The organism is Halopseudomonas salegens (genome assembly GCF_900105655.1).
GTDB lineage: Bacteria > Pseudomonadota > Gammaproteobacteria > Pseudomonadales > Pseudomonadaceae > Halopseudomonas > Halopseudomonas salegens.
In genome coordinates, this window is record NZ_LT629787.1 from 1,837,175 (window position 1) to 1,858,650 (window position 21,476).

Below are 21,476 nucleotides of genomic sequence, written 5' to 3' on the forward strand. Positions count from 1 at the left end.
TTGAAGACAGTCGCAGCATAGCCCGTGAAGCTGAACTGAAACTTAAAACCTGACAATGGATTGCTACGTCGTCATCGCTAAGCCGCAGGCTGTGGCGATCCATTCTTGGTCTGCAGCATTGGATTGCCACGTCGCTACGCTCCTCGCAATGACGATTGAGGGTCTAGGCAGCAGAGAGTGCCTGGCTAGGCAGTTGGCTCAATGTGGTTGAATGGGAACTTGACCTTAACGGCAAGAACAGCAACCCCGTACAGGCATGGCACAGATAACTTTGCGGCACCACCAGACAATCACAAAAGTAGACAGGGAAGATTATGCTTGCAGTACCCTCTTGTTGTCTGCCGCGGTCTGCGGCACGTCGTTTTTCTTTCTCCCGTTCACTGACAGCCACCCTGCTCGGACTGCTTGCTTGCAGCCCGGCCTGGGCTCTTGACTTTGCTGTTATCAATTCGCAGGACAGTGGCGCGGGCTCACTTCGGGAAGCCATTATCGATACCAATAATAATCCACTGTCTGCACCAAACCGGATTCTTTTTGCTCCCAGCATGAACGGGCAAACCATTACCCTGCAGAGTCCTTTGCCGCCAATAACAACTGATCTTGAGGTGAATCCGCCAGGCGGGCCTCGGGTCATCGTTAGCGGACAAGCGCTGCATTCGGTTTTTCATGTCGGCCAGGCCAGTGGCAGCTCAATCTCTGTGACGCTACGCAATCTGGATATTGTCGAAGGTCGAGCTCGTGGTGGTAATGGAGGCTCTTCCGGCGATGGCGGTTCGGGCGGTGGTGGTGCTGGCCTGGGTGGCGGGGTTTTTGTTGACAGTACAGCCGATGTAAGCCTGGACAATATTCAGTTTTCCAGCAACCAGGCTATTGGCGGCGATGCATTGCCCACTACCGGCAATTTCGACATAGCAGGCGGTGCTGGCGGTGGGGGCAAACTGTCTGATGGCCAGAATGCCACAGATTACGACGGTGCGAGTGGTGGCGGGCCGCTTGGTGGCGGCGGCGGCCTGGACGCTGGTGCTGTTTCAGGCGGAAATGGCGGAGATGGCGGACCAGACAGTGGCGGTGGCGGCGGCGGTTTTGGTGTTACCAATGGGGGCCAAGGGGGTAATGGTGGCTTCGCAGGTGGCGGCGGTGGCGGTGGTACTGGCGTTTCGAGAAGCGGTAACGGTAGCCGGGGTGGCGATGGCGGCTTTGGTGGCGGTGGCGGTGGCGGTGCTTTTACCACGGTTTCGCCCAAAGGCAGCGGAGGCAGTGGCGGTTTCGGCGGTGGCGACGGGAGTAACGCTGGCTCATCAGGCGGTCGCGGCGGTGGAGGTGCCGGTTTTGGCGGTGCTGTTTTTGTTCGTGATGGCGGCAGCGTCGCTGTGGTCAACGGTCAGTTCACCAGCAATACCAGTACCGGCGGTGCTGGCGGCAATAACGGTATGGCTGCAGGGGGTGAGTTCTTTCTGATGGGCGGTGGCGTGCTGGATATTACCGTGGATTCCGGCCTGACAACTACGCTGTCAGATGGCATTGCAAGCGACAATACGCCAGTGCGTCTGGATAAATCCGGTACCGGCACCTTGGTCCTGGAAGCCGAGAACGCCTTTGCTGATGGCCTGAATATCTTCGCGGGGAGTGCGCAGTTTGACGCAGCTTTCAATGCAGGTTTTCTGTCGCTAGGCGACGATACCAATTTGCTAGTAAACGGGACGATTGACGGCGATGTGGCTGGCAATATGACGCTGGCGAATGATACGACGGTGACGCTGGGTAGCTCACCCGGGGTGCTGGCCGTCGGCGGCAATTACTCCGATACGGCAACGACCACGCTGAACCTTCCCGTTACCGACAGCGCTGCCAGTCTTTTGCAGGTTGAAGGCAATGCGGCGCTGAGTGGTGGCACGCTGTCTGTGTCGATTGCTTCAGGCAATTACTCCGCTGATGCCGAGTATCCGGTTCTGATTGCTGATGGTGGTGTTACCGGCACCTTCAGTAATTTTCTGCAAGATAACCCGGCTCATCCGATGGAACTGATTTATCGCAGTGATGGGGTTTATCTCGGTGTGGTGAGTTATGACTTGAGCAGCAGCGTTATTTCTGGCAACGGTAGCGTTGACCCGGCACTCGCGCGCGTAGCTTCTGGTGCTGTGGGCCAGGTTGAGATTACCCCCGACACGGGTTGGTCATTGATATCGGTTAGCGGTGATACCTGTACACCCGTGAACAGCTCAGGCGAGCTCTGGACGGTGAGCAACCTGACACAGGATTGTGCCATTGAGGCCAGTTTCGAGATTAACCAGTACACCGTGAGCGCCACAGTGACAGAAGGCAACGGTTCTGTTCTGAGCCCAGCCACTCAACTCGTTGATCACGGTGACAGTGTGTCGGTAGAGCTGGCTGCTGATGAAGGCTGGCAAGTCGAGTCGGTTGTTGGTGACAGCTGCAGCTTTGAGGAACAGAGTGGGCAGTGGACAGCGGACAACCTGACCGGCGATTGCAACGTGGCCATCAGTTTTTCCCAAATTCCGGTTATAAGCCCAGTGCCTTCGCTGAATCCGGCTGGACTGTTACTGCTGGTACTGACGCTGCTCTCTGGCGGCCTGCTTGTACAGCGCCGTACAGCTTAACGTTATGGCCTTACAATGCCGTTTGGGAGCCAGCATATTAGCTTGACCTGGCTAATACTTGCCAAGGCAAGGCTGCCGTCCAGCAATGCATTGGCGTGGAGAACAATCAAATGGATTGCCACGCCGTTGCGCTCCTGGCAATGACGTCGTGTGGGTGGCTGGGCTGCTGGGCGAGCGCGATGACATAGTGTGGAATGCCGCAGCGTCATTTTCTTTACATCCAGCGGGCCAAGTTCATGCACCACAGCCTTACTGGATTTGCCTTCAGAAAACTCTATGGCTTCAGCCAAGCCCTGTTTAATACTTGAAAATGCATTAGCCATCATTGTCACCATAATGCTTACGTAAAAGACTGGTGAGTTGTGCAAGTTCATTTCGTTCAGAAGACCCAATGCATATTTCAGGAATTCAGGTAATTCTACGATTGTTTGCATGAGACCAAGGGCAATCCAATGGATTACCCTTGGTCAAGAAAGTGCCTTCAACGCATTTACGACTGGGTACTCTGGCAGGATAGCTGTCAGTCTCTATTTTTACCTGATGGGCAGTGAGGTCTGGTCACCCATTGCCAGTTTAGGTTGTTGTCGAAGGCCAAATTCAGAGATGAGCGGCGCTGGGTAAGTGTTGGGATGGACCCGGCAGCCCTTTGGGCTGCATTGCCGAGTACAATTCGGCGGTCCCAGGCGCTGGTGGTCCCAAAGAGTGGTGGTGCCAGTTGCTGCTTACCCATCGATCGTCGGTCTGACAATGTTGTTGGTTGCAAGCACGGCCCTGCCGCCGGCGCCGCTTACTGGGAACGCCGAGTTGTACTCGGCTGGCAGTGCGCAGCGCTGCTTGGGTTACACCCGCCAGCCCTGGCGGGCTGCTATGCCGAGTGCAACTCGGCGGTCCCGGAAACCCGGCAGCCCTGATGGGCTACTTGCCGAGTGCAACTCGGCGCTCCCGGAAAACCGATGGCCGTGCAGGTGTGGGTTATGCACTGTGCCCCGTTTCGGATACTGCACTCCACGGACGAATATTTTTCAGCTGATCCTCAAGAGCATCTTCCGCAATCTCAGTGTCGTAGGCTGCCTGTGCTCGCAACCAGTAACCATTGGACAAACCAAAGAAGCGACACAGTCGCAGGTCCGTGTCTGCTGTTATCGAACGCCTTCCAGCGATAATCTGGCCTATCCTCTGAGCAGGCACCCCAATCTCTTTGGCCAAACGGTATTGAGAAATACCCATCGGCTCAAGGAACTCCTCCTTCAGTAACTCGCCTGGGGTTACAGCTTCAATATTGCGCATGAGTTACCTCCTAATGGTAATCAACAATTTCGACCTCTTCCGCGCCAGCATTGGTCCAGCGAAAGCAAACCCGGAACTGCCGGTTAATTCTAATGCTGAACTGACCATGGCGGTCACCATGCAATGGCTCCAACATATTGCCGGGCGGTACTTTTAAATCATCCAGCTGGCTTGCAGCCTGGAGTTGCCGAATTTTCCTCAAGGCAACTCGCTCAAAGTTGATGAAGCGTCTGACGCGGCGCCCGCTTGCCAGCTTCTCGGTATCCTTACACTTGAACGATATGATCATAAGAGAATAATGACGCAGGGCATTAGTAACGTCAAGCGTTACTATTTAGTGAAGCAGGCTCAGAGAAACGGTGTTTTTCAGAGTGTGGTTTGAGTCAGATCTTGTATCTTTTACCTTTGGTCTGCGATCAAAGGTCTGGTGAAAATGGATTGCCACGGCCCGGAGTGCTGTTGGTTGAATGCACCGCCCTGCCGGTGGCACTGTTGCCGGGAACGCCGAGTTGTACTCGGCTGGCAGTGCGCAGCGTTGCTTGTGTTACACCCGCCAGCCCTGACGGGCTGCTATGCCGAGTGCAACTCGCCGATCTCGGACCTCGGTAGTCCCGCAAAGCGGGATGCCGTGGGTGGTGGTCATCGGCTGCAGCGGTCGAGGAGCCGACAATACGCACGACAAGGACGAGCAGCCTGTGCTAATTTCCAGCATTCAAAACCCAAACGGAATGATTCAATGGATAGTGAATCCCGATTTTCCCTTCTTTTTGCCATGGCGACAAAGCAAGCGCTTCAGTCCCCTTCTCCTCAAGCGCAGTCTTCAATACCACGATGGTTGAACCATCCGATAAGGGCCCTGGTCGCTCTGCTGTGTTTATTTTCTGCAACGTCCGTCTGGGCTCAGGGTACTGCCCTGGACTTTGATGGCGATGACGATTACGTAACACTTGCCGCACTGCCTGACCAGTGGACCACTCTGCTGGATGATGGCTTTACTGTGACCCTCAGGGTACAACCAAAAGACATCGGCACCACTCAGCGTCTGTTTTTTATCCAGGAGGACACTGATAACGTCGCCACAGCAATGATCAATAGTTTGGGTCAGGTTTATTTCATTATCAGGCATGACGGAACCTACTACTCCAGGTATAGCCAACTCAATGTGGCGAACGACACCTGGACCGACCTGGCCTTCGTCTGGGGTTCAAATAGCAGTCAAGTGTCTATATGGCTGGATGGCCAGGATTCGACCGCTCTTCTCGGTGGAAGCACATCCATGGGGGCCGATAATACGTTCACACTGGGTAGTCGCAGTGATGGTGATCAGACTCTGAACGGTGTGCTTGATAATGTTCGTATCTGGGATTCCGCTCTGGATGCCAGCACCATCAACCTGATTGCCAATAACTACTGCCTGCAGGCTGACATTCCGCTGCATGCCTATGACTTTGAAGTTGGCACGCCCGGTGCCGACAATACTGGCCTGAATACACTGCCAGATCTGATCGGCAGCAATCCGGGCACACTCTCTGGATTCGATCTGACCGGCAACCGCTCGAACTGGGTGGAGGGTGAACGCGGTGCTTGTGCGGACTTTGATTATGCCCTGACATCCACTGTTTCTCAGGCTGTCGTTGCTCCGGCTGATCAATTGACATGGTCAGCCACCCTGAGCAGCGACACCCTGGTTCCCGGTGATCTGCTGCCGGACGTGGAAATAGTCTTGCCTCTACCGGCGGGTTTGCTGTTTGATTCGCTGATATCAGACCCTGCATTCAGCTGCACAACACCGCCAGTCGGTGCGTCTGGCAGCCTGAGCTGCGCTGCAAGCGGATTGATTGCTCCCGGAACCTATGCTTTTGATGTCACCACCAGCGTTGAGCCTGCAGCCTTGCCCAATACCGCCTATACGGCTGAGTGGCGTGTTGTGCAGCCGACAAGCGACCGCCTGGGTCCCAACAACACATCGGCTGATGTCGCCAGGGTCAATAACCTGCTCCTGCTGGTTGATGATGACGTGACCGTGAACCCCTCATCACCGTACATTGATGTTCTGGCTAATGATTCCGATGCGCCCGGTGGCCCGGGGCTGGATGTTGCCAGTCTGGCTCTCAGCCAGGCAGCATCGAACGGAACGGCCAGCTGTGCTGCTGGTGTGTGCCGATATAAACCTGATAGTACATTCGTGGGCACGGACAGCTTCCGCTACCGGGTTTGCGATGTCGGCACGCCACAGGTTTGTGGCGAGGCTGAGGTGCGCATAGAGGTGATTTTGTTTGCCGTCCCCGTAACCGGCCCTCTGGCCTGGTTGATGATGGTGCTTCTGGTTTCGGGCGCAGGCGCCTACCGGTTGAAACTAGCAGGCCTGCCCACTCCCAAGGGTTAATGCTATCGCATATAACGCCATTCATTCGCTCCTGCCTCCGGGAACGCCGAGTTGTACTCGGCTGGCAGTGCGCAGCGCTGCTTGGGGTGGTGTTTGGTGGTGTGGTGCCGGATTCAGGTGAACCCGGCAGCCCTGGCGGGCTGCTGTGCCGAGTGCAACTCGGCGGTCCCAGATGGCGGTCCCGAACAACGGCGGTGCCAGCTGCTGCCTTTCCATCAATCGTCGGTCCGAGAGTGATGTTGGTTGAGTGCACCGCCCTGCCGGTGGCGCTGCTGCCGGGAACGCCGAGTTGTACTCGGCTGGCAGTGTGCAGCGCTGCTTGGGGTGGTGTTTGGTGGTGTGGTGCCTGATTCAGGGAACCCGGCAGCCCTGATGGGCTGCTGTGCCGAGTAAAGCTCGGCGGTCCCGGATGGCGGTCCCGAACAACGGCGGTGCCAGCTGCTGCCTTTCCATCAATCGTCGGTCCGAAAGTGATGTTGGCTGAGTGCACCGCCCTGCCGGTGGCGCTGCTGCCGGGAACGCCGAGTTGCACTCGGCTGGCAGTGCGCAGCGCTGCTTGGGGTGGTGTTTGGTGGTGTGGTGCCGGATTCAGGTGAACCCGGCAGCCCTGGCGGGCTGCCGTGCCGAGTACAACTCGGCGGTCCCAGATGGCGGTCCCGAACAACGGCGGTGCCAGCTGCTGCCTTTCCATCAATCGTCGGTCCGAGAGTGATGTTGGTTGAGTGCACCGCCCTGCCGGTGGCGCTGCTGCCGGGAACGCCGAGTTGTACTCGGCTGGCAGTGTGCAGCGCTGCTTGGGGTGGTGTTTGGTGGTGTGGTGCCTGATTCAGGTGAACCCGGCAGCCCTAGCGGGCTGCTATGCCGAGTGCAACTCGGCGGTCCCAGACGGCAGTCGTGGATTGCGGTGGTTCCGTTCCGTGAGGTTCCTGTGCCTTTCAGGATTCTATTCTTGCTGCCTTTACTGCCTCTGATTCTGCCTTGCCCGTGGGCCCGGTAGAATGCCATTCGGTGCGTGGCTGGAGAGCAAGCGAACACTGGTAATGCCGGCGATCTGGTGGCCGCGTTCGGAGATGGTGTTGATCACCTGGTCCACGACGGCTTGCACCAACATGCCAATCAATCCACCCGAGTTGCCATTTTGTTCTGTGCTCGAGGCAGTCGCCTGCCCTTTCCACAGCAACTGGCCGGAACGGCTGTCCACCAGGCTGGCTTCGGCAGTCACACGTGTGTCACTGGAAATAACCATATAGCTGGTGCCGTATTGCTTGATGGTGATGTACAACACGGCGTCTGCGGCAAAGACGTCATTCAGCCTGTTGAGGGGCAGGTTGTGAATATCTTCAGCGGTATGCAGGCCGTTGTCATGGAACATTTGCTGCACGACGGCTACCGGAAATACGTAATAACCGGATTCCGCCAACGGGTAGCTGACTTGTGTCAGCAAGCTGTAGCCCGCTTTGGGGTCCAGGGAGTTGTTGACCGGTGGCAATACCAGGATCGAGCGGGGCTTGCTCGCCTGGAAGGCGCTGTAGTCATAGGCATTCGGTGTGGCACACCCGCTGAGCAGCATACTGGCACCCAGCGCCAGCAACCCAATCCATTGTTTCATTGCTCATTCGCCTTGTGCATCGTCAGTACGTAATTGATGAAATGCGCGGACTCGGGAAACAGGCGCTGTTCAATCAGCAGTTGTTCGTGCGCCTTCGCATTCCTGCCCATCTCCGCATACAGCATGCCGAGGTGGGCGTGCACACCGGGAGGTACGCTGGAACCGGTCGCATGGGCCCGGTCGATCAGGGCTTCAATGTCTGCGGCCAGTTCTGCGTTCTGGGTGATGCCATCCTGGTGATGCGCATATAACGCTGGCTGATAATCCCCCCAGTAATACAGGTTGGAGGACTGCGTTGCGCAGCCGATAGTTGCCAGGGCCAGAAAGGCCAGGCCGAGCAATCGCGCTTTGTGGAGAGCAAATAGAGCAGTGCTTGTCATTGCGCCGGATTCCAGACTCCCCGATCAATCCCCTCTACCAGGCGATTGACTGCTTCCCGGATGGCCAGATCCAGTACTTTGCCATTGAGGGTGGCGTCATAACTGGCGGTGCTGCCAAAGCCAACGACTTCCCGGTTGGACAGCTCATACTCACCCGCGCCCTGGGTTGAGTACATAACTTCCGAGCTGGCGACGTCGACCACATTCAATACCACTTTGGCGTAGGCTACCTGAGATTTTCCGCGACCGAGAATGCCAAACAGCTGTTGGTCCCCGACGACTTTGCGGCCGAATTCGGTAACGTCGCCGGTAATGACGTAGCGGGCGCCTTTGATTTGCTGTTGCTGGCCGCTATAGCCGGCTTCGGCGCGCAAGGCCTCCATGTTGGTACGTTCCAGCACCCGGAAACGGTTGGTCAGCTGCAGGTGGGATACCAGTGTGGTTTTGGCCTGGTTGCCAAGACGATCAACACCATCGGAGAAAATGCCTCGCTGATAGCTGGAGCGGTTGTCAAAACTCCCGACTGAGATCTGGCTGCGCTCGCCCTGGTAATCCGAACCGTAGCTATTGACCTGTGCGACCGGCAGGCTGCGCGAGGTTTCAGTGGCACAACCCGTCATCAGCATCAACGTTGTGAGGCTGGCGGTCAAAAGATAGCGCGTCTGCATCGAGAAAGATCCTTTCCGTGGTGTTTGTATGGATACAGCCGAATATTATCACGCAAACCCGCAGCCGTGCGGCGCCGGGTACGCCGAGTTGTACTCGGCTAGCAGTGCGCAGCGCTGCTTGGGTTAAACCTGGCAGCCCTCGCGGGCTGCTTTGCCGAGTGCAACTCGGCGTTCCCAAATGGCGCTCCCTGAGAGTGGCGGTGCGAGTTGCTGCTTTCCCATCACTCGTCGACCCGGCAGCGCTGTTGACTGGGTGCACGGCCTTGCCGCCGGCGCTGCTGCCGGGTACGCCGAGTTGTACTCGGCTGGCAGTGCGTAGCGCTGCCTGGGTTAAACCCGCCAGCCCTGGCGGGCTGCTTTGCCGAGTGCAACTCGGCGTTCCCAGAACGGCACACCCTGCACGACTCCCTGGGTGCGCCGAGTTGCACTCGGCTAGCCGTCCGCAGGGCGGCCGGGGTTGGATCGCACAGGTCCAAAAGCACTGCTCCAATGCCACAGTTCAGGTTTTGCCACCAAACCCGCCTGCACCGGGTTTTCTTCGATATAGCGAATGACAGTCAGCAAATGCCGCTCGCTGCGAATAAATCTGTCCCAATAATCCCGATGCCACAAAGGCCCTGTACCAGAGCATGCCAGCCGGCCAATCTGGCGACTGCTGTAACGCTTCCAGCCCTGCACCACTTTACCCAATGGCCAGTCTGGTAGTTGCTCGAACAGCACATGCACATGGTTGGGCATTACCACCCAACGCAGCAGCCGATACCGCAAGCCATCACCAAACAACAACGCTTCCTGCATGATCGTGGCCGCCTCTGTATTGGCAAGCACGCAGCTGCCATACCCGGCATCCAGTAACTGATCCAGCTTGAGCAGACGTTGAGGTTCAGCGGAGGCCAATGGCGATTCGAGTGCCTCGGCTCGCAGCCGCATCAGTGCTTGCCGAGGTAGAGAGTCAGCCAAATGAAAACAGACATGTTGCACCGTACCCGGTACATCGAAGTGCGGAATATAGCCGCGAGAGACCCAGCCATCCTTGATTAAATCAGACATGATTCATCCTTGCCGAGGTTTATCCATAATCCCTGGACGCAGAATACACCCATTGAGCACTGCTTCGCAGTGCTGGCCAAATGCACTCCCGGGAACGCCGAGTTGTACTCGGCTGGCAGTGCGCAGCGCTGCTTTGGGTTACACCCGGCAGCCCTGGCGGGCTGCTTTGCCGAGTACAACTCGGCGGCCCCACAAGGCGCTCCCTTAGAGTGTCGTTTCCATCAATCGTCGACCCGGCAGCACTTTGACCAGGTGCACGGTTCTTCCGCTGGCGCTGCTGCTGGGAACGCCGAGTTGTACTCGGCTGGCAGTGCGCAGCGCTGCTTTGGGTTAAACCCGCCAGCCCTGGCGGGCTGCTTTGCCGAGTGCAACTCGGCGGTCCCACAAGGCGCTCCCTTAGAGTGTCGGTTCGAGTTGCTGCTTTCCCGTCACTCGTCGACCTGACAGCGCGGTTGACTGAGTGCACGGCCTTGCCGCCGGCGCTGCTGCCGGGTACGCCGAGTTGTACTCGGCTGGCAGTGCGCAGCGCTGCCTGGGTTAAACTCGCCAGCCCTGGCGGGCTGCTGTGCCGAGTGCAACTCGGCGTTCCCGGAAAAAAGGTAGCCCTTTGCGTTGCGTTGTCGAGTGCAACTCGGCGGTCCCACATGAAGGCGGTCCCATAAGGATTTCCCCAAGGGGGCTTTGCCCGATGACAGCTTCGTCGGGGGGCATTACACTCCTTTGCACGCACCGTCCGGTTTCGACACCCGGCCGGTAGTCATCCGCTATTGAACCGGAGAAATTACATGTCGATGATCAAACGACCGCTGGCCGTGCTGGCTGGCGCGTGCCTGTCTGTTGCCGCTCTGTTGTCCAGCGCCCACGCCACTGAGGTGCTGCGCGTTTCCGCCATCCCTGATGAAGCACCGACCGAACTGCTGCGCAAGTTCAAGCCGCTGGGCGAGTACCTGGAACAGGAGCTGGGCATGCAGGTGCAGTTCCAGCCAGTATCCGATTACGCCGGTGTGGTTGAAGCGCTGGGTGCCAAGCGGCTGGATCTGGCCTGGCTGGGCGGTTTTACCTTTGTCCAGGCGCGTCTGCGTACCGGCGATGCCATTCCACTGGTGCAGCGTGAGCAAGACGAAGTATTCACCAGCACTTTCATTACCGCTGACCCGGACATCAACAGCCATGCCGACCTGAAGGACAAGAGCTTTGCTTTTGGTTCGGTATCCTCCACTTCCGGACACCTGATGCCGCGCTATTTCATGCAGCAGGATGGCATCGATGTGGACAGTCATTTCAGCCGTATCGGTTTTTCCGGTGCCCACGATGCGACGGTTGCCTGGGTCGAATCCGGGCGTGTGGATGCCGGTGTGCTGAACGCTTCGGTCTGGGAAAAACTGGCTGCCGACGGCAAGGTCGACACCACCAAAGTGCGCGTCTATCAGACCACGCCGACCTATTTCGATTACAACTGGACAGTGCGTGGCGATCTGGACCCGGCACTGGTCGAGCGGATCCAGGCTGCCTTTCTCAAGCTGGACCCGGCCAATCCGGAGCACAAGGCGATTCTCGACCTGCAGCGAGCCAGCCGCTTTATCGAAACCCGTGCAGACAATTATGACGGCATCGAGCAGGCCGCACGGGCAGCCGGCCTGTTGCAGTGAGCGTACGGCTTGAGGGCGTGGGTCTGACCCACGCCAACGGCTTTGTCGCCTTGCAGGACATTAATCTGCAGATTGCCCATGGCGAGAGGGTTGCCATTATCGGTTCTTCCGGCGCCGGCAAGACCAGCCTGCTTCGCCTGCTGGGGACCAGCCTGCGGCCTGGCGGCGGCACGCTGGAGCTGCTTGGCAATCAGCCAGGCCGGTTGCGTGGACGGGCCCTGCGCCAGTTGCGCAGCCGTATCGGTCTGATCCACCAGAGCCCGCCACTGCCACCCCGCCAACGTGTGATCACGGCGGTGCTGGCTGGGCGGCTGGGTCAATGGTCGCTGGCCAAAGCTCTGCTGTCGCTGTGCTGGCCGCTGGATATTGACGGCGCGCGTGCTGCATTGGCGCCTCTGGATCTGGACGAGAAGCTGTTTGCTCGTTGCGATCAGCTGTCCGGTGGCCAGTTGCAGCGGGTCGGCATTGCCCGGGTGCTGTACCAGAATGCCGAGCTGCTGCTGGCCGACGAACCGGTCTCATCGATGGACCCGGTGCTGGCCGAGCACACGCTGGCAATACTCAACCAGTTGGCCAGCCAGCGCGGCCAAAGTCTGATCGCCAGCCTGCACGCAGTGGATCTGGCCCTGCAGCATTTCCCTCGGGTAATCGGCTTGCGCCAGGGGCAACTCTTGTTCGACAAGCCGTCCGAAGCGGTCACCCGGGACGACTTGCAGCAGCTGTATGCCAACCAGAGCCTGGATACACCCGAGGCCCCAGTTCACGGCAATAGCCCGGCGACGGCCACTGCGCCCCCGCGATGCGTCTGATGCACAAGGATACAGCCCGACGCTGGCAGGACCCTGCCGCCCTGCCCCGTGCCCTGATTACGTTGGGCGCGCTGATTCTGTTGTGGCCCGGGCTGGTACTGACCGAGTTCAACCCGGCGACCTTGTTTGACCCACGCAATGCTGACACCTTTGGACGCTTTCTGTCAGGTTTCTGGCCACCCGAGGTGTCACGCGAGTTCCTTGCTCTGCTGACTACCGCCACCCTGGAAACGCTGGCCATGGCCACCGCTGGACTGGCGTTGGCACTGCTGCTGGCGATTCCCCTGGGACTGATTGCCACGCGCGCTTTGTCGGTGTCGGCATTGCAGCGGGGGCAACCGGCGCTTCACGGCGGCTTGATCCGCTACCCGGTGCGGCTGCTGCTGGTCATCTTGCGCAGCGTGCCGGAAATCGTCTGGGCCTTGCTGTTTGTGCGCGCTGTGGGGCTGGGCCCCACTGCTGGTGTGCTGGCCATCGCCATCACCTACAGCGGCATGCTCGGCAAGGTCTATGCGGAAATCTGCGAGTCGGTCGACCAGCGACCGGCACAGGCGCTGCTGCAAGCCGGCAGCGGTCGTTTGGCGGCATTCTGTTACGGTATTCTGCCGGCCGCGGCTCAGGAACTGACGTCCTACACCCTGTATCGCTGGGAGTGCGCTCTGCGCGCGTCGGTGATCATGGGCTTTGTCGGCGCCGGCGGGCTTGGCCAGATGATCGACCTGTCGATCCGCATGTTTGCCGGCGGTGAGGTTGCCAGCATCCTGCTGACTTTTCTGTTGCTGGTATTGCTGGCTGACCAATTGAGCAGCCTGCTGCGCCGGAGGTTGGCATGAGCCGGCGCATTGAGGGGCTGTTCTGGCTGCTGCTGATCGGCGTCGCCGTGTTCGCCGCGTTCAGCTATCTGGGGCTGGATTTGCCCGGGCTGCTGCAGGGCGACAGCCCGCAACAGATGCGGGAATACGCCACCTCCTTTTTCCCACCGGAGCGTTCCGGCAGCTGGCTGCGTCAGGTCGGTTTTGGCGCGCTGGAGACTCTGGCTATCTCGGCCATCGGGACTTTGCTGGCAGCCCTGATCGGTGCCGGCCTGAGCCTGCTTGCTGCCGGACGACTGGGGCGAGTGGCCAAGGCACTTTCCCGGCTGTTGCTGAATGCTCTGCGCTCGGTGCCTGAACTGGTGTGGGCAGCCCTGATGGTTCTGGCTGCCGGACTCGGCCCCTTCGCCGGTACGCTGGCTATTGCCCTGCATACCGCCGGCGTGCTCGGGAGACTCTTTGCCGAGGCGCTGGAGAATACCCCGGCCGAGCCCACCAATGCCTTGCGCGAGGCTGGGGCCGGCGCGCTGGCAGCCTTCTGTTACGGCACCTTGCCGGGGGTGTTGCCGCAATGGTTGTCCTATAGCCTGTACCGCTGGGAAAACAACATCCGCATGGCCGCCGTGCTCGGTTTTGTTGGCGCCGGCGGCCTCGGCCAGATGCTCTATGTCACCCTCAGCCTGTTCCAGCAAGCACGCGCCTCCACGGTGATTCTGGCCATGCTGCTGATGGTCCTGCTGGTCGACGCCCTCAGTGCCTGGTTGCGCCGACGGCTGGGGTGAAAGGCAAGCGGAACCCGGGCAGCCCTATGGGCTGCTATGCCGAGTGCAACTCGGCGTTCCCGAAACAGCAAAACCTGCACGCCTCCCTGGGTGCGCCGAGTTGTACTCGGCTGGCAGTGCGCAGCGCTGCTTTTGTGTATGTGGTTTGGGTAACGGCCTTGCTGGTGGGGACCCTGGCAGCCCTGCGGGCTGCTGTGCCGAGTGCAACTCGGCGTTCCCATAACAACAAAACCTGCGTGCTTCCCTGGGAGCGCCGAGTTGTACTCGGCTGGCAGTGCGCAGCGCTGCTTTTGGGGGCAGGTCAATCTGTTACCCAGTTGTTCTGTCTGAGTCCGGCAATGTAATCGCTCAGGCTTGTCTGCACCGACCAGCCCAGGGCGCGGGTTTTGTCGGTCATCAGATCCGCGGTCATTCGGTTGCCTTGCCGCTCGGGCAGCATGATGACGTCGCCACCAAACAGAGCGGCAACATCGAGTACTGACAAGGCCTCCGGATTGCCAATGCCGAAGTCGTCACCAAAGCCTTGCTCGCCAACCCGTATAAGACCATCCACGATGTCGTCAACATGCGTGAAATTGCGTTTCTGGGTGCCGGGGCTGACCACCGAGAGCGACTCGCCTCTTCTCATCCGCTCGGCAAATGCGCCGATCAGCGTGGCATACCTGCCGCTGGCAATCTCGCGCCGCCCGAAGACGTTGTAGAAATACACGATGGCGTAAGGCACATTGAACCAGGCACCATAATTTCTCACCAGTTCGGTATTGCTGGCCTTGCTCCAGGCATAGGGACTCTGGTTGCGGCCCAGGCCGCCATCACCGAACTTGGTGCTGCTGCCGGCATACACCAGCTTGGCGCCAGTCTTGCGGCAGAACTGCAGCAGGGCAAAGGTTCCCTGTTTGTTCATCGTCCAGACCTTGTCGATATCATCAAAGCTTTGTTCAACCCGCGAGTATTCTCCCAGGTGATAAATACAGTCTGGAGCAAAGTCGACAAGGCTCTCTACATCGGCGCTGTCACCTGTCAGGTAGGTGACATTGTCAACGTGATTTTCAACGCGCCCGGTAAAATAGTTATCCAGCGATACCACATGATTACCCGGCACGTGTGCCAGACGCTCACACAAATGACTGCCGATAAATCCCGCACCACCCGTTACCAGTATCTGTGTCATATCCAATCTGTCAGTCAGCCATCCAGTTACAACTATGCGACAGTCTAAAGCAACTTTCCTGACCTGGATCACGGGACTTGTATTTCCGTGAACATAGTGTTTTGACGCCAAAAAAAACATATTTCACAAGATGTTTTGCGCTGCTATCTTTTCTGCAATTCAAAACAATGTTCAAGCACCCTGACTGTCCCGACCAATGAGCGCAATGGACGTGCTCACCTGCCTATTCACGGAGGATTACCCCATGAAACACATCGTTATCTGTGCCGATGGTACCTGGCAATCACCTGAATCCGATACGGCTACCCATATCCTGCGTCTGGCAGAGGGGGTTGCGCCGGAGGACAAGTCGGGCAACAAGCAAGTGGTGTATTACGACTGGGGCGTAGGGTCGGACGGTGATCGCTTTACCGGTGGTGTCACCGGCAAGGGCATCGACAAGAACATCATGGATTGTTACCGCTTTATCGTACACAACTACGATAGTGGCGATGCCTTGTATCTGTTCGGCTTCAGTCGTGGGGCTTATACCGTGCGCTCGCTCGGCGGCCTGATCCGCAATTGCGGGGTGTTGCGCCGCGAGCATGCTGACAAGGTGCCGGCGGCCTACGCGCTGTACCGACAACGGGGGCGAGCCTCTGCTCCGGGTGAAAACAAAGCCAATACCTTTCGACGGGATTACTCGGTGGCCGATGTAACCCGCATCCATTTCCTCGGTGTACTGGATACGGTGGGGGCGTTGGGCATTCCGGCACCTTTTCTGGGCACACTGGGAACCCATCGCTACCTGTTCCACGATACCGAGCCGAGCAGCATTATCAATCACGCGCGCCATGCGCTATCGATTGATGAAGACAGGCAGGATTTCGAGCCAGCCCTCTGGACGCCCAAAGCGGAAATCGACCTGCAACAGGTATGGTTTGCCGGCGTGCACACGGATATTGGCGGCGGGTATCCGGACCGCTCGCTGGGCGACCATGCCGGACACTGGCTGGCCAGGGAAGCAATGGCTTGCGGCCTGGCGCTGGAAGCGCATTTCCTGGATGGCCTGGCGCCAGATCATGCCGGCAAGCAGCATAATGAGTACAAGGGATTTTACCGCGCCATGCGCCGCCGCTTTATTCGCGAAGTAGAGCCAGTGCTGCACGCCAGTGTCAAGGCGCGCTGGCTGGACCAGCAACTGAACTACAAGAGCCCGGCGTTACGCGAGATGCTGCAACGTCTGGGAGATGATTGGGAGCACGTCAAAGTGATTGAGTAAAGAGATGCAGTGCATCTTCGCAGGCGAGGAGCGTCATGCCCGCGAAGATACTTCAGCCAGGTAGCCTTCAGCCTTCGCCGCCCTGAATCGGAGGCAGCGGTGGCAGCGGCTGCTCACTCATTTCCAGAGAGCATACCAGGTCACAGAACCCGGACGGTTCCAGGCGCAAGCCAACCCGGCAGAGCTCAAAGCTCGGAGGCCCTTCGAGATTGCAGTCAAAGCCTTCTTCTGAGCCGATACCGGTTATCTCCTGTGTGACATTGCTCTGATTGGTAACCTGGAATCTTTCAATCCACATTTCAGCACCGAATTGAGGCAAGGGTGCCAGCAGAACCACCGTGCCGCCACTGGGGGCTGTAAGGGAAACAGGGATTACCGGAATCTCGGCTTCCACATGGCCCACCAGCTTGAAGCCACTACCCGCAGAGAGCAGTGCGCCAGCGGCCAGCATAACAGCGGCCATCGGCATACCCGGGCGAATAGCGCCTCTGACCTTATGGAAAGCGATCACTCCCATCAACAGAGCGAGAATGATCAGCGCCCAGCCACCCAGCGTCGGTATCGAAGCTACAAAGGGTGAATGATCAATGGAACCAATCGGCCCCGATACCGAGCCGGCATGCAAGCTGGTGGCACAGGTCAGGGCCGTAGCTCCGGCAAAATGAACAAGCAATGGTCTGGTTCGCATATCAGTTCCTTCTTTAGCGTGGTTTGGCATGTTTTATGGTTGTTGCCCGGGGGCGAGTTGTATCGCGTGCATCCGATCTGTGTTGCCAGCGAAAAGGCAGCAACAGAAGCCGATCGATTCTTGAGCTGGCGGGATCACGAAGGTACTCAAGGCCGATCTGGTAGCCCCGAGCAGGCGCCGTGGCAGTGCCGAACAGGTAGTCATACCAGGGCACCAGGGTGCCGTAATTGGAATTGGTCAGTTGTTGCTCGCTGGCATGGTGATTCCGGTGAAAACCGGGGGTAACAATCATCCACCCTACGACCCTCTCGATTGCAGCGGGCAAGGTCAGCCGGCTGTGACTCCAGAGCACGACGACGATGCGCACCAGGGCAAACAGCAACCACACCTGAGCGGACACCCCCAGGAGCAGCGCTACCGGCACCAGAACGCAGGTAGTGATAATGGCTTCGCCCAGATGGTGCCGATGCGAGGTAGTGACGTCCAAACGGGTGTCCAGATGGTGCACGGCATGCAGCCGCCACAGGTAGCGGACATGGTGAAACGCACGGTGCAGCCAGTAACTGATGGCTTCGAATATCAGAACAATCAGCAAAAACTCAACCAGAGGGGGCAATGCGTCAAGGTGGAAAGCGGCAGGCAGGTCATGCAGGGCCGGTAGCAGGATCAAGGCACTCAGGAACATCCCGACAAAGAAATTGATCAGCCCCAGCCCCCAGTTCGAGAGCAAGCGGCCGGTATCGTTCAACCCGTCACTGTTCTTGCAGCTTTCCAGCAACATGAACAGCAGCATGCCGCCAAAGGTCAATACCAGCACTGCCAGAAGACTGTTATTCACCAACCATAAAAACATCTTGTCCACATCCTGTGACGACGTAACTCTGATGACTATTGCATCAATAAACTAGGGCGAAAGCGGAACAAATGCAACGCTGTTGTGGCAACTGTGAGAAAGTAATCTTACTTATGAACATGACAGGTTAAACAGCAAGAGGTCGTCCGGTTTCTGACGCCTGTAAACAGGCGCTAAAAACTGTACGCAATACATTGTCCCGGACGGTATTGTCTGCATAAACTACGTGCACGTGTGCCAATATGCATCAACTACAAGAATCTGGACGGGCACACCCAGCAGTCAAAACAGGAGTGGATCATGCTGCGTTTTTCCGTGAGTAGTTTTTCTTTGGGGGTGATATGTTCTGTTACTGCACTCAGTGCACAGGCCGCCCCGATTGAACTGGACCCGGCGTTCGGGAACAACGGCGTAGCCTCAGTCGCTGTCGACCCTTCCGCCGGCGACGAAGCACAGGCGATTGCGCTGGACAGCAACGGCAATATTGTTGCCGCGGGTTATATCAGCGCGCCAGGCAATGCCTTTGCCATCAGCCGGTTCACCGCCGACGGCAGCCTTGACACTACCTTCGGCTCCTCAGGCATTGTGGTCAATGATCTGACCACCCGCCCTGATGGTGCCTATGCCGTCGACATTGATGCCAGTGACAACATTATCGTTGCCGGCCGGTCCAATGTCGGCATGGGCACTGGTGACTTCACCCTGCTCAAATACACGCCGGCTGGTGTTCTGGATACCAGCTTCGGCACTAACGGCGTAGTGACCACCTCTTTTTCCACCTCAGCAACCCCCTATGCCATTGGCCGCGACAGCAACCAGCGCATCATCCTGGCTGGCGCTGTTGCAGGTAGCATCATCAGCCTGGCTGCATACTCAGCCGACGGCACGCTCGATACCAGCTTTGCCAGTAGCGGCACCCTCGAATCCGGTGCTGGTCACACACTTCGCGATCTCGCCATAGACGGCAGCGACCGCATTATTGTCGGTGGCTTCACCGCCAACAACGCCTCGGCCGATTTTATCGTTGCTCGCTACCTGAGCGATGGTTCCCTGGATACCAGCTTTGGCAACAATGGCACGGTCGTGTCGGATCTGGGTGACAAGGACCAGATTTACGGCCTTACGCTGGATGCAGACGGTAATATCGTGGTGGCAGGCGCCTCCGGCGGCGGTCTGGCCGTTGCCCGCTACACGCCTGACGGCACACTGGATAACACCTTTGCCGGTAACGGCTGGGCCACGGCAGACCCCTCCGGCGCCAACGACATTGCCTACGATGTCGCGATTGACCCCGCAGGCAATATTGTTGTTTCCGGGATCGGCGGCCCCAACTTCATGCTGGCGCGCTTTGACAGCACCGGCGCACTGGATACCACCTTCAATGACACCGGCTTCCTGGTTGAAGACATTACCGGTACCAATCAACAGGACAACGGCTACAGCCTGGTGCTCGACAGCAACGGCGGCTTTCTGGTCGGTGGTCGAAAATTCAACACCACGACCAGTTTTGATATGACCGTGGCCCGTTTTCAGGTAGGCAATGCTGCCCCGGTTGCCTCTTCGGTATCTGTTGACGGCGTGGCCCAGGTTGGCAGCACACTGACCGGGACTTACACCTATTCCGATGCGGACAGTGACCCGGAAGGCGCCAGCCAAATTCGATGGAGGCTGGATACTAATGCATCCGGCAACAATCTCATCACTATTCCTGGTGCCGACTCACTGCAATACGTGATCCAACCGGATGCTATTGGCAACTTCCTGTTCTTTTGCGTCACCCCTGTGGCCACCTCAGGTACCCTGACCGGTAACGAAACCTGCTCGCCCGCAACGGCAGCAGTACTGGCGGATGATGATGATGGGCTTGATGGCAGCATAGAAATTGGCGTACCCGACCCGGATGGCATCGGTAACGGCGACGGCAATGGCGACACTGTGCCGGACAATGAACAGGGCAATGTGACTTCCTTGCTGCAGTCAGGCAGCTCAGCTTATGCCACGCTGGTCAGCCTGGGTAACCTGCAACTGTCAGCCGTTACCGCCCAGCCAGCACCGGCCGGCTTGCCCGCCAGCGTCAACACACCTGTCGGGGCCTTCAGCTTTACCGCCACCGGCGCAGCACCGGGCGCCACTGAAGACTTCGAGCTGTACATTCCATTCGATCCTGCGATCACCATGGCGCTGAAAGAAAATCGTCTGACCGGCGAATGGGTCGATGTGGCTGACAGCATCACTCAGGTAGGCAACAAGACCCGCATCAGTTTCTCCATCACCAATGGAGGTCCCTTCGATGCGGATGGTGACGCCACCAACAATCAGATCCAGGACCCTATCGTGCCGGCCTCGGGCAACCTGTCCAACACGATTGCCATACCATCACTCTCTCAGCTTGGCCTGTTGATCATGGTATTGATGATGGGTATCAGCACCACGGTAGTGCGGCGGCGCAAAACAATCGGCTGAAAACGGGCAAGTAGTGCACATACCAGCTTCCTGCCTTGCGGGGGGCTGGCATTGTGGCTTTGCTTCGGCAACCCCTATACAGTCAGCGACTGCTTCCACTGTACGCCCCATTCAGTCACACCAACGCAAGCGCCCTCCTGCTTGTGTTCAAGCCGATTCTGCGAGACTTGAATTGCTTATCTGGTATAGAGTCGTTGTTCTAGCTGAATACCGAGGATGGTTTTGATGATGTCGAAGACAAGGATAACAGTGTTGCTTACTTTTTTGCCTGACTGTCGGACCCGCCAGAGCTTCAGACGCTTTGCCATGGCAAGCCTCTGCATGCTTTTCGTTCCATTGGCTCAGGCCAATTTTTCCGTTCCCCCCGGTGGTAGCTTTACCGTTCCTGCGGGCGGCTCTTTTGACGTGTCATGCGGTTTGCTGGACGTTCAGGGCGAGCTGCTCAACGACGGCGAAATCACACAAGCACAAGATGTCGACATTGCCGGTAGCGGAACATTGAATGCAGGCTCCGGAACGTTGTTCGTGGGGCAAAACTGGAACAACAGCGGTACTTTCATACCCGGCAACAGCACGGTAGTGGTCGATGACAGCTGCGGCACTGACCCGATTGTGTTTACCGGGGCTACAACGTTCAACAATCTGACGATTATCAGCAACTCAGGTCGCACAGTGCTCTTGCCTCCGGGCAATGGTCTGGTTGTCAACGGCACGCTCACGCTTCAAGGCGCCGGCGCCCAACCTCTTGTTCTGGAATCTTCCGGACCGGGCCTGGCGACCATTCAGCTTGGCCCCGAAGCCCTGGTCATCACTGACAATGTCGACGTGGCTTCGAACGTCAGTATCGGTGAACGGTCTTCACATATTGCCGCCATCCCGACTACCAGCACCCTTGGCCTGACACTACTAGCCATGTTGCTTGCCCTGCTGGCCCGTGCACGCCTTTCAACACGCTCACACTATCAACGCAACATCCGCCAAGGCTGAAGA

At 58.1% G+C, this 21,476-nt stretch carries 19 protein-coding genes; 9 read left to right on the forward strand and 10 right to left on the reverse strand.

Annotated elements, in window-relative coordinates:
* Positions 1 to 314: 314 nt before the first annotated feature.
* A complete protein-coding gene (locus BLU07_RS17970; RefSeq protein ID WP_092385910.1) occupies positions 315 to 2,618 on the forward strand; it encodes a hypothetical protein in 2,304 nt (767 codons plus the stop codon).
* Positions 2,619 to 2,620: 2 nt separating this feature from the next.
* Here the strand turns inward: BLU07_RS17970 and BLU07_RS17745 are convergent, their stop codons facing one another.
* The 3 genes from BLU07_RS17745 to BLU07_RS08275 form a co-directional block, all read right to left on the reverse strand.
* Positions 2,621 to 3,052, reverse strand: a complete 432-nt coding sequence (locus BLU07_RS17745) for a hypothetical protein (RefSeq protein ID WP_197675097.1) — start codon at positions 3,050 to 3,052, stop codon at positions 2,621 to 2,623.
* A 538-nt stretch (positions 3,053 to 3,590) separates the two neighbouring features.
* Entirely contained in the window at positions 3,591 to 3,905 is a 315-nt protein-coding gene (locus tag BLU07_RS08270) for a HigA family addiction module antitoxin (protein WP_092385912.1), read from the reverse strand.
* A 10-nt stretch (positions 3,906 to 3,915) separates the two neighbouring features.
* The gene (locus BLU07_RS08275) at positions 3,916 to 4,194 is read right to left on the reverse strand and encodes a type II toxin-antitoxin system RelE/ParE family toxin (RefSeq protein WP_092385914.1); all 279 of its coding nucleotides are present in this window, start codon (positions 4,192 to 4,194) and stop codon (positions 3,916 to 3,918) included.
* A gap of 546 nt (positions 4,195 to 4,740) precedes the next feature.
* On the opposite strand from BLU07_RS08275, the gene BLU07_RS08280 reads away from it, so the two are divergent.
* Complete coding sequence (locus BLU07_RS08280; RefSeq protein ID WP_157719147.1) at positions 4,741 to 6,291, forward strand: LamG-like jellyroll fold domain-containing protein; 1,551 nt, start codon at positions 4,741 to 4,743, stop codon at positions 6,289 to 6,291.
* 958 nt (positions 6,292 to 7,249) lie between these two features.
* Here the strand turns inward: BLU07_RS08280 and BLU07_RS08285 are convergent.
* The 4 genes from BLU07_RS08285 to BLU07_RS08300 all read right to left on the reverse strand — a co-directional run bounded on the left by BLU07_RS08285 (position 7,250) and on the right by BLU07_RS08300 (position 9,998).
* The gene (locus BLU07_RS08285; protein ID WP_092385919.1) at positions 7,250 to 7,900 is read right to left on the reverse strand and encodes a DUF799 domain-containing protein; all 651 of its coding nucleotides are present in this window, start codon (positions 7,898 to 7,900) and stop codon (positions 7,250 to 7,252) included.
* Positions 7,897 to 8,280 carry a DUF4810 domain-containing protein gene (locus BLU07_RS08290; protein ID WP_092385921.1) on the reverse strand — a complete coding sequence of 128 codons (384 nt, stop codon included), beginning with the start codon at positions 8,278 to 8,280 and terminating at the stop codon, positions 7,897 to 7,899. Before BLU07_RS08290 ends, BLU07_RS08285 begins: the two co-directional genes overlap by 4 nt.
* Positions 8,277 to 8,948 carry a CsgG/HfaB family protein gene (locus BLU07_RS08295; protein WP_092385923.1) on the reverse strand — a complete coding sequence of 224 codons (672 nt, stop codon included), beginning with the start codon at positions 8,946 to 8,948 and terminating at the stop codon, positions 8,277 to 8,279. The genes BLU07_RS08290 and BLU07_RS08295 overlap by 4 nt, the downstream gene beginning before the upstream one ends.
* Before the next feature lie 432 nt (positions 8,949 to 9,380).
* Positions 9,381 to 9,998, reverse strand: coding sequence for an REP-associated tyrosine transposase (locus BLU07_RS08300; RefSeq protein WP_092385925.1), 618 nt, complete (start codon positions 9,996 to 9,998; stop codon positions 9,381 to 9,383).
* 791 nt (positions 9,999 to 10,789) lie between these two features.
* On the opposite strand from BLU07_RS08300, the gene BLU07_RS08305 reads away from it, so the two are divergent.
* The 4 genes from BLU07_RS08305 to phnE are packed head-to-tail and all read left to right on the forward strand — an operon-like array spanning position 10,790 to position 14,050.
* Entirely contained in the window at positions 10,790 to 11,647 is an 858-nt protein-coding gene (locus tag BLU07_RS08305) for a putative selenate ABC transporter substrate-binding protein (protein WP_092389702.1), read from the forward strand.
* Entirely contained in the window at positions 11,644 to 12,456 is an 813-nt protein-coding gene (locus BLU07_RS08310; RefSeq protein WP_092385927.1) for a phosphonate ABC transporter ATP-binding protein, read from the forward strand. The genes BLU07_RS08305 and BLU07_RS08310 overlap by 4 nt, the downstream gene beginning before the upstream one ends.
* Positions 12,447 to 13,289: a PhnE/PtxC family ABC transporter permease gene (locus tag BLU07_RS08315; RefSeq protein ID WP_172830104.1), complete on the forward strand. Its 843-nt coding sequence runs from the start codon at positions 12,447 to 12,449 to the stop codon at positions 13,287 to 13,289. The genes BLU07_RS08310 and BLU07_RS08315 overlap by 10 nt, the downstream gene beginning before the upstream one ends.
* The gene (phnE, locus tag BLU07_RS08320; protein ID WP_092385929.1) at positions 13,286 to 14,050 is read left to right on the forward strand and encodes a phosphonate ABC transporter, permease protein PhnE; all 765 of its coding nucleotides are present in this window, start codon (positions 13,286 to 13,288) and stop codon (positions 14,048 to 14,050) included. Before BLU07_RS08315 ends, phnE begins: the two co-directional genes overlap by 4 nt.
* A gap of 301 nt (positions 14,051 to 14,351) precedes the next feature.
* Here phnE and BLU07_RS08325 read toward each other — a convergent pair whose 3' ends face one another.
* Positions 14,352 to 15,221: an NAD-dependent epimerase/dehydratase family protein gene (locus BLU07_RS08325; RefSeq protein ID WP_092385931.1), complete on the reverse strand. Its 870-nt coding sequence runs from the start codon at positions 15,219 to 15,221 to the stop codon at positions 14,352 to 14,354.
* 244 nt (positions 15,222 to 15,465) lie between these two features.
* Between BLU07_RS08325 and BLU07_RS08330 the strand changes: the two genes are divergently transcribed.
* Positions 15,466 to 16,482 carry a DUF2235 domain-containing protein gene (locus BLU07_RS08330; RefSeq protein ID WP_092385933.1) on the forward strand — a complete coding sequence of 339 codons (1,017 nt, stop codon included), beginning with the start codon at positions 15,466 to 15,468 and terminating at the stop codon, positions 16,480 to 16,482.
* 67 nt (positions 16,483 to 16,549) lie between these two features.
* Here the strand turns inward: BLU07_RS08330 and BLU07_RS08335 are convergent, their stop codons facing one another.
* Positions 16,550 to 17,170: a midcut-by-XrtH protein gene (locus BLU07_RS08335; RefSeq protein ID WP_157719148.1), complete on the reverse strand. Its 621-nt coding sequence runs from the start codon at positions 17,168 to 17,170 to the stop codon at positions 16,550 to 16,552.
* A gap of 13 nt (positions 17,171 to 17,183) precedes the next feature.
* Positions 17,184 to 18,023: a sterol desaturase family protein gene (locus BLU07_RS08340; protein WP_092385937.1), complete on the reverse strand. Its 840-nt coding sequence runs from the start codon at positions 18,021 to 18,023 to the stop codon at positions 17,184 to 17,186.
* A 300-nt stretch (positions 18,024 to 18,323) separates the two neighbouring features.
* Between BLU07_RS08340 and BLU07_RS08345 the strand changes: the two genes are divergently transcribed.
* Together BLU07_RS08345 and BLU07_RS08350 are read left to right on the forward strand one after the other, a co-directional pair.
* Positions 18,324 to 20,486, forward strand: a complete 2,163-nt coding sequence (locus BLU07_RS08345) for a choice-of-anchor U domain-containing protein (RefSeq protein ID WP_092385939.1) — start codon at positions 18,324 to 18,326, stop codon at positions 20,484 to 20,486.
* Between the two features lie 249 nt (positions 20,487 to 20,735).
* Entirely contained in the window at positions 20,736 to 21,473 is a 738-nt protein-coding gene (locus tag BLU07_RS08350; protein WP_157719150.1) for an IPTL-CTERM sorting domain-containing protein, read from the forward strand.
* Positions 21,474 to 21,476 lie beyond the last annotated feature (3 nt).

Coding starts and splice junctions, on each gene's coding strand:
- BLU07_RS17970 (WP_092385910.1), top strand. CDS start 315: ATGCTTGCAGTACCCTCTTGTTGTCTGCCGCGGTCTGCGGCACGTCGT.
- BLU07_RS17745 (WP_197675097.1), bottom strand. CDS start 3,052: ATGCAAACAATCGTAGAATTACCTGAATTCCTGAAATATGCATTGGGT.
- BLU07_RS08270 (WP_092385912.1), bottom strand. CDS start 3,905: ATGCGCAATATTGAAGCTGTAACCCCAGGCGAGTTACTGAAGGAGGAG.
- BLU07_RS08275 (WP_092385914.1), bottom strand. CDS start 4,194: ATGATCATATCGTTCAAGTGTAAGGATACCGAGAAGCTGGCAAGCGGG.
- BLU07_RS08285 (WP_092385919.1), bottom strand. CDS start 7,900: ATGAAACAATGGATTGGGTTGCTGGCGCTGGGTGCCAGTATGCTGCTC.
- BLU07_RS08290 (WP_092385921.1), bottom strand. CDS start 8,280: ATGACAAGCACTGCTCTATTTGCTCTCCACAAAGCGCGATTGCTCGGC.
- BLU07_RS08295 (WP_092385923.1), bottom strand. CDS start 8,948: ATGCAGACGCGCTATCTTTTGACCGCCAGCCTCACAACGTTGATGCTG.
- BLU07_RS08300 (WP_092385925.1), bottom strand. CDS start 9,998: ATGTCTGATTTAATCAAGGATGGCTGGGTCTCTCGCGGCTATATTCCG.
- BLU07_RS08305 (WP_092389702.1), top strand. CDS start 10,790: ATGATCAAACGACCGCTGGCCGTGCTGGCTGGCGCGTGCCTGTCTGTT.
- BLU07_RS08315 (WP_172830104.1), top strand. CDS start 12,447: ATGCGTCTGATGCACAAGGATACAGCCCGACGCTGGCAGGACCCTGCC.
- phnE (WP_092385929.1), top strand. CDS start 13,286: ATGAGCCGGCGCATTGAGGGGCTGTTCTGGCTGCTGCTGATCGGCGTC.
- BLU07_RS08325 (WP_092385931.1), bottom strand. CDS start 15,221: ATGACACAGATACTGGTAACGGGTGGTGCGGGATTTATCGGCAGTCAT.
- BLU07_RS08330 (WP_092385933.1), top strand. CDS start 15,466: ATGAAACACATCGTTATCTGTGCCGATGGTACCTGGCAATCACCTGAA.
- BLU07_RS08335 (WP_157719148.1), bottom strand. CDS start 17,170: ATGCGAACCAGACCATTGCTTGTTCATTTTGCCGGAGCTACGGCCCTG.
- BLU07_RS08340 (WP_092385937.1), bottom strand. CDS start 18,023: ATGTTTTTATGGTTGGTGAATAACAGTCTTCTGGCAGTGCTGGTATTG.
- BLU07_RS08345 (WP_092385939.1), top strand. CDS start 18,324: ATGCTGCGTTTTTCCGTGAGTAGTTTTTCTTTGGGGGTGATATGTTCT.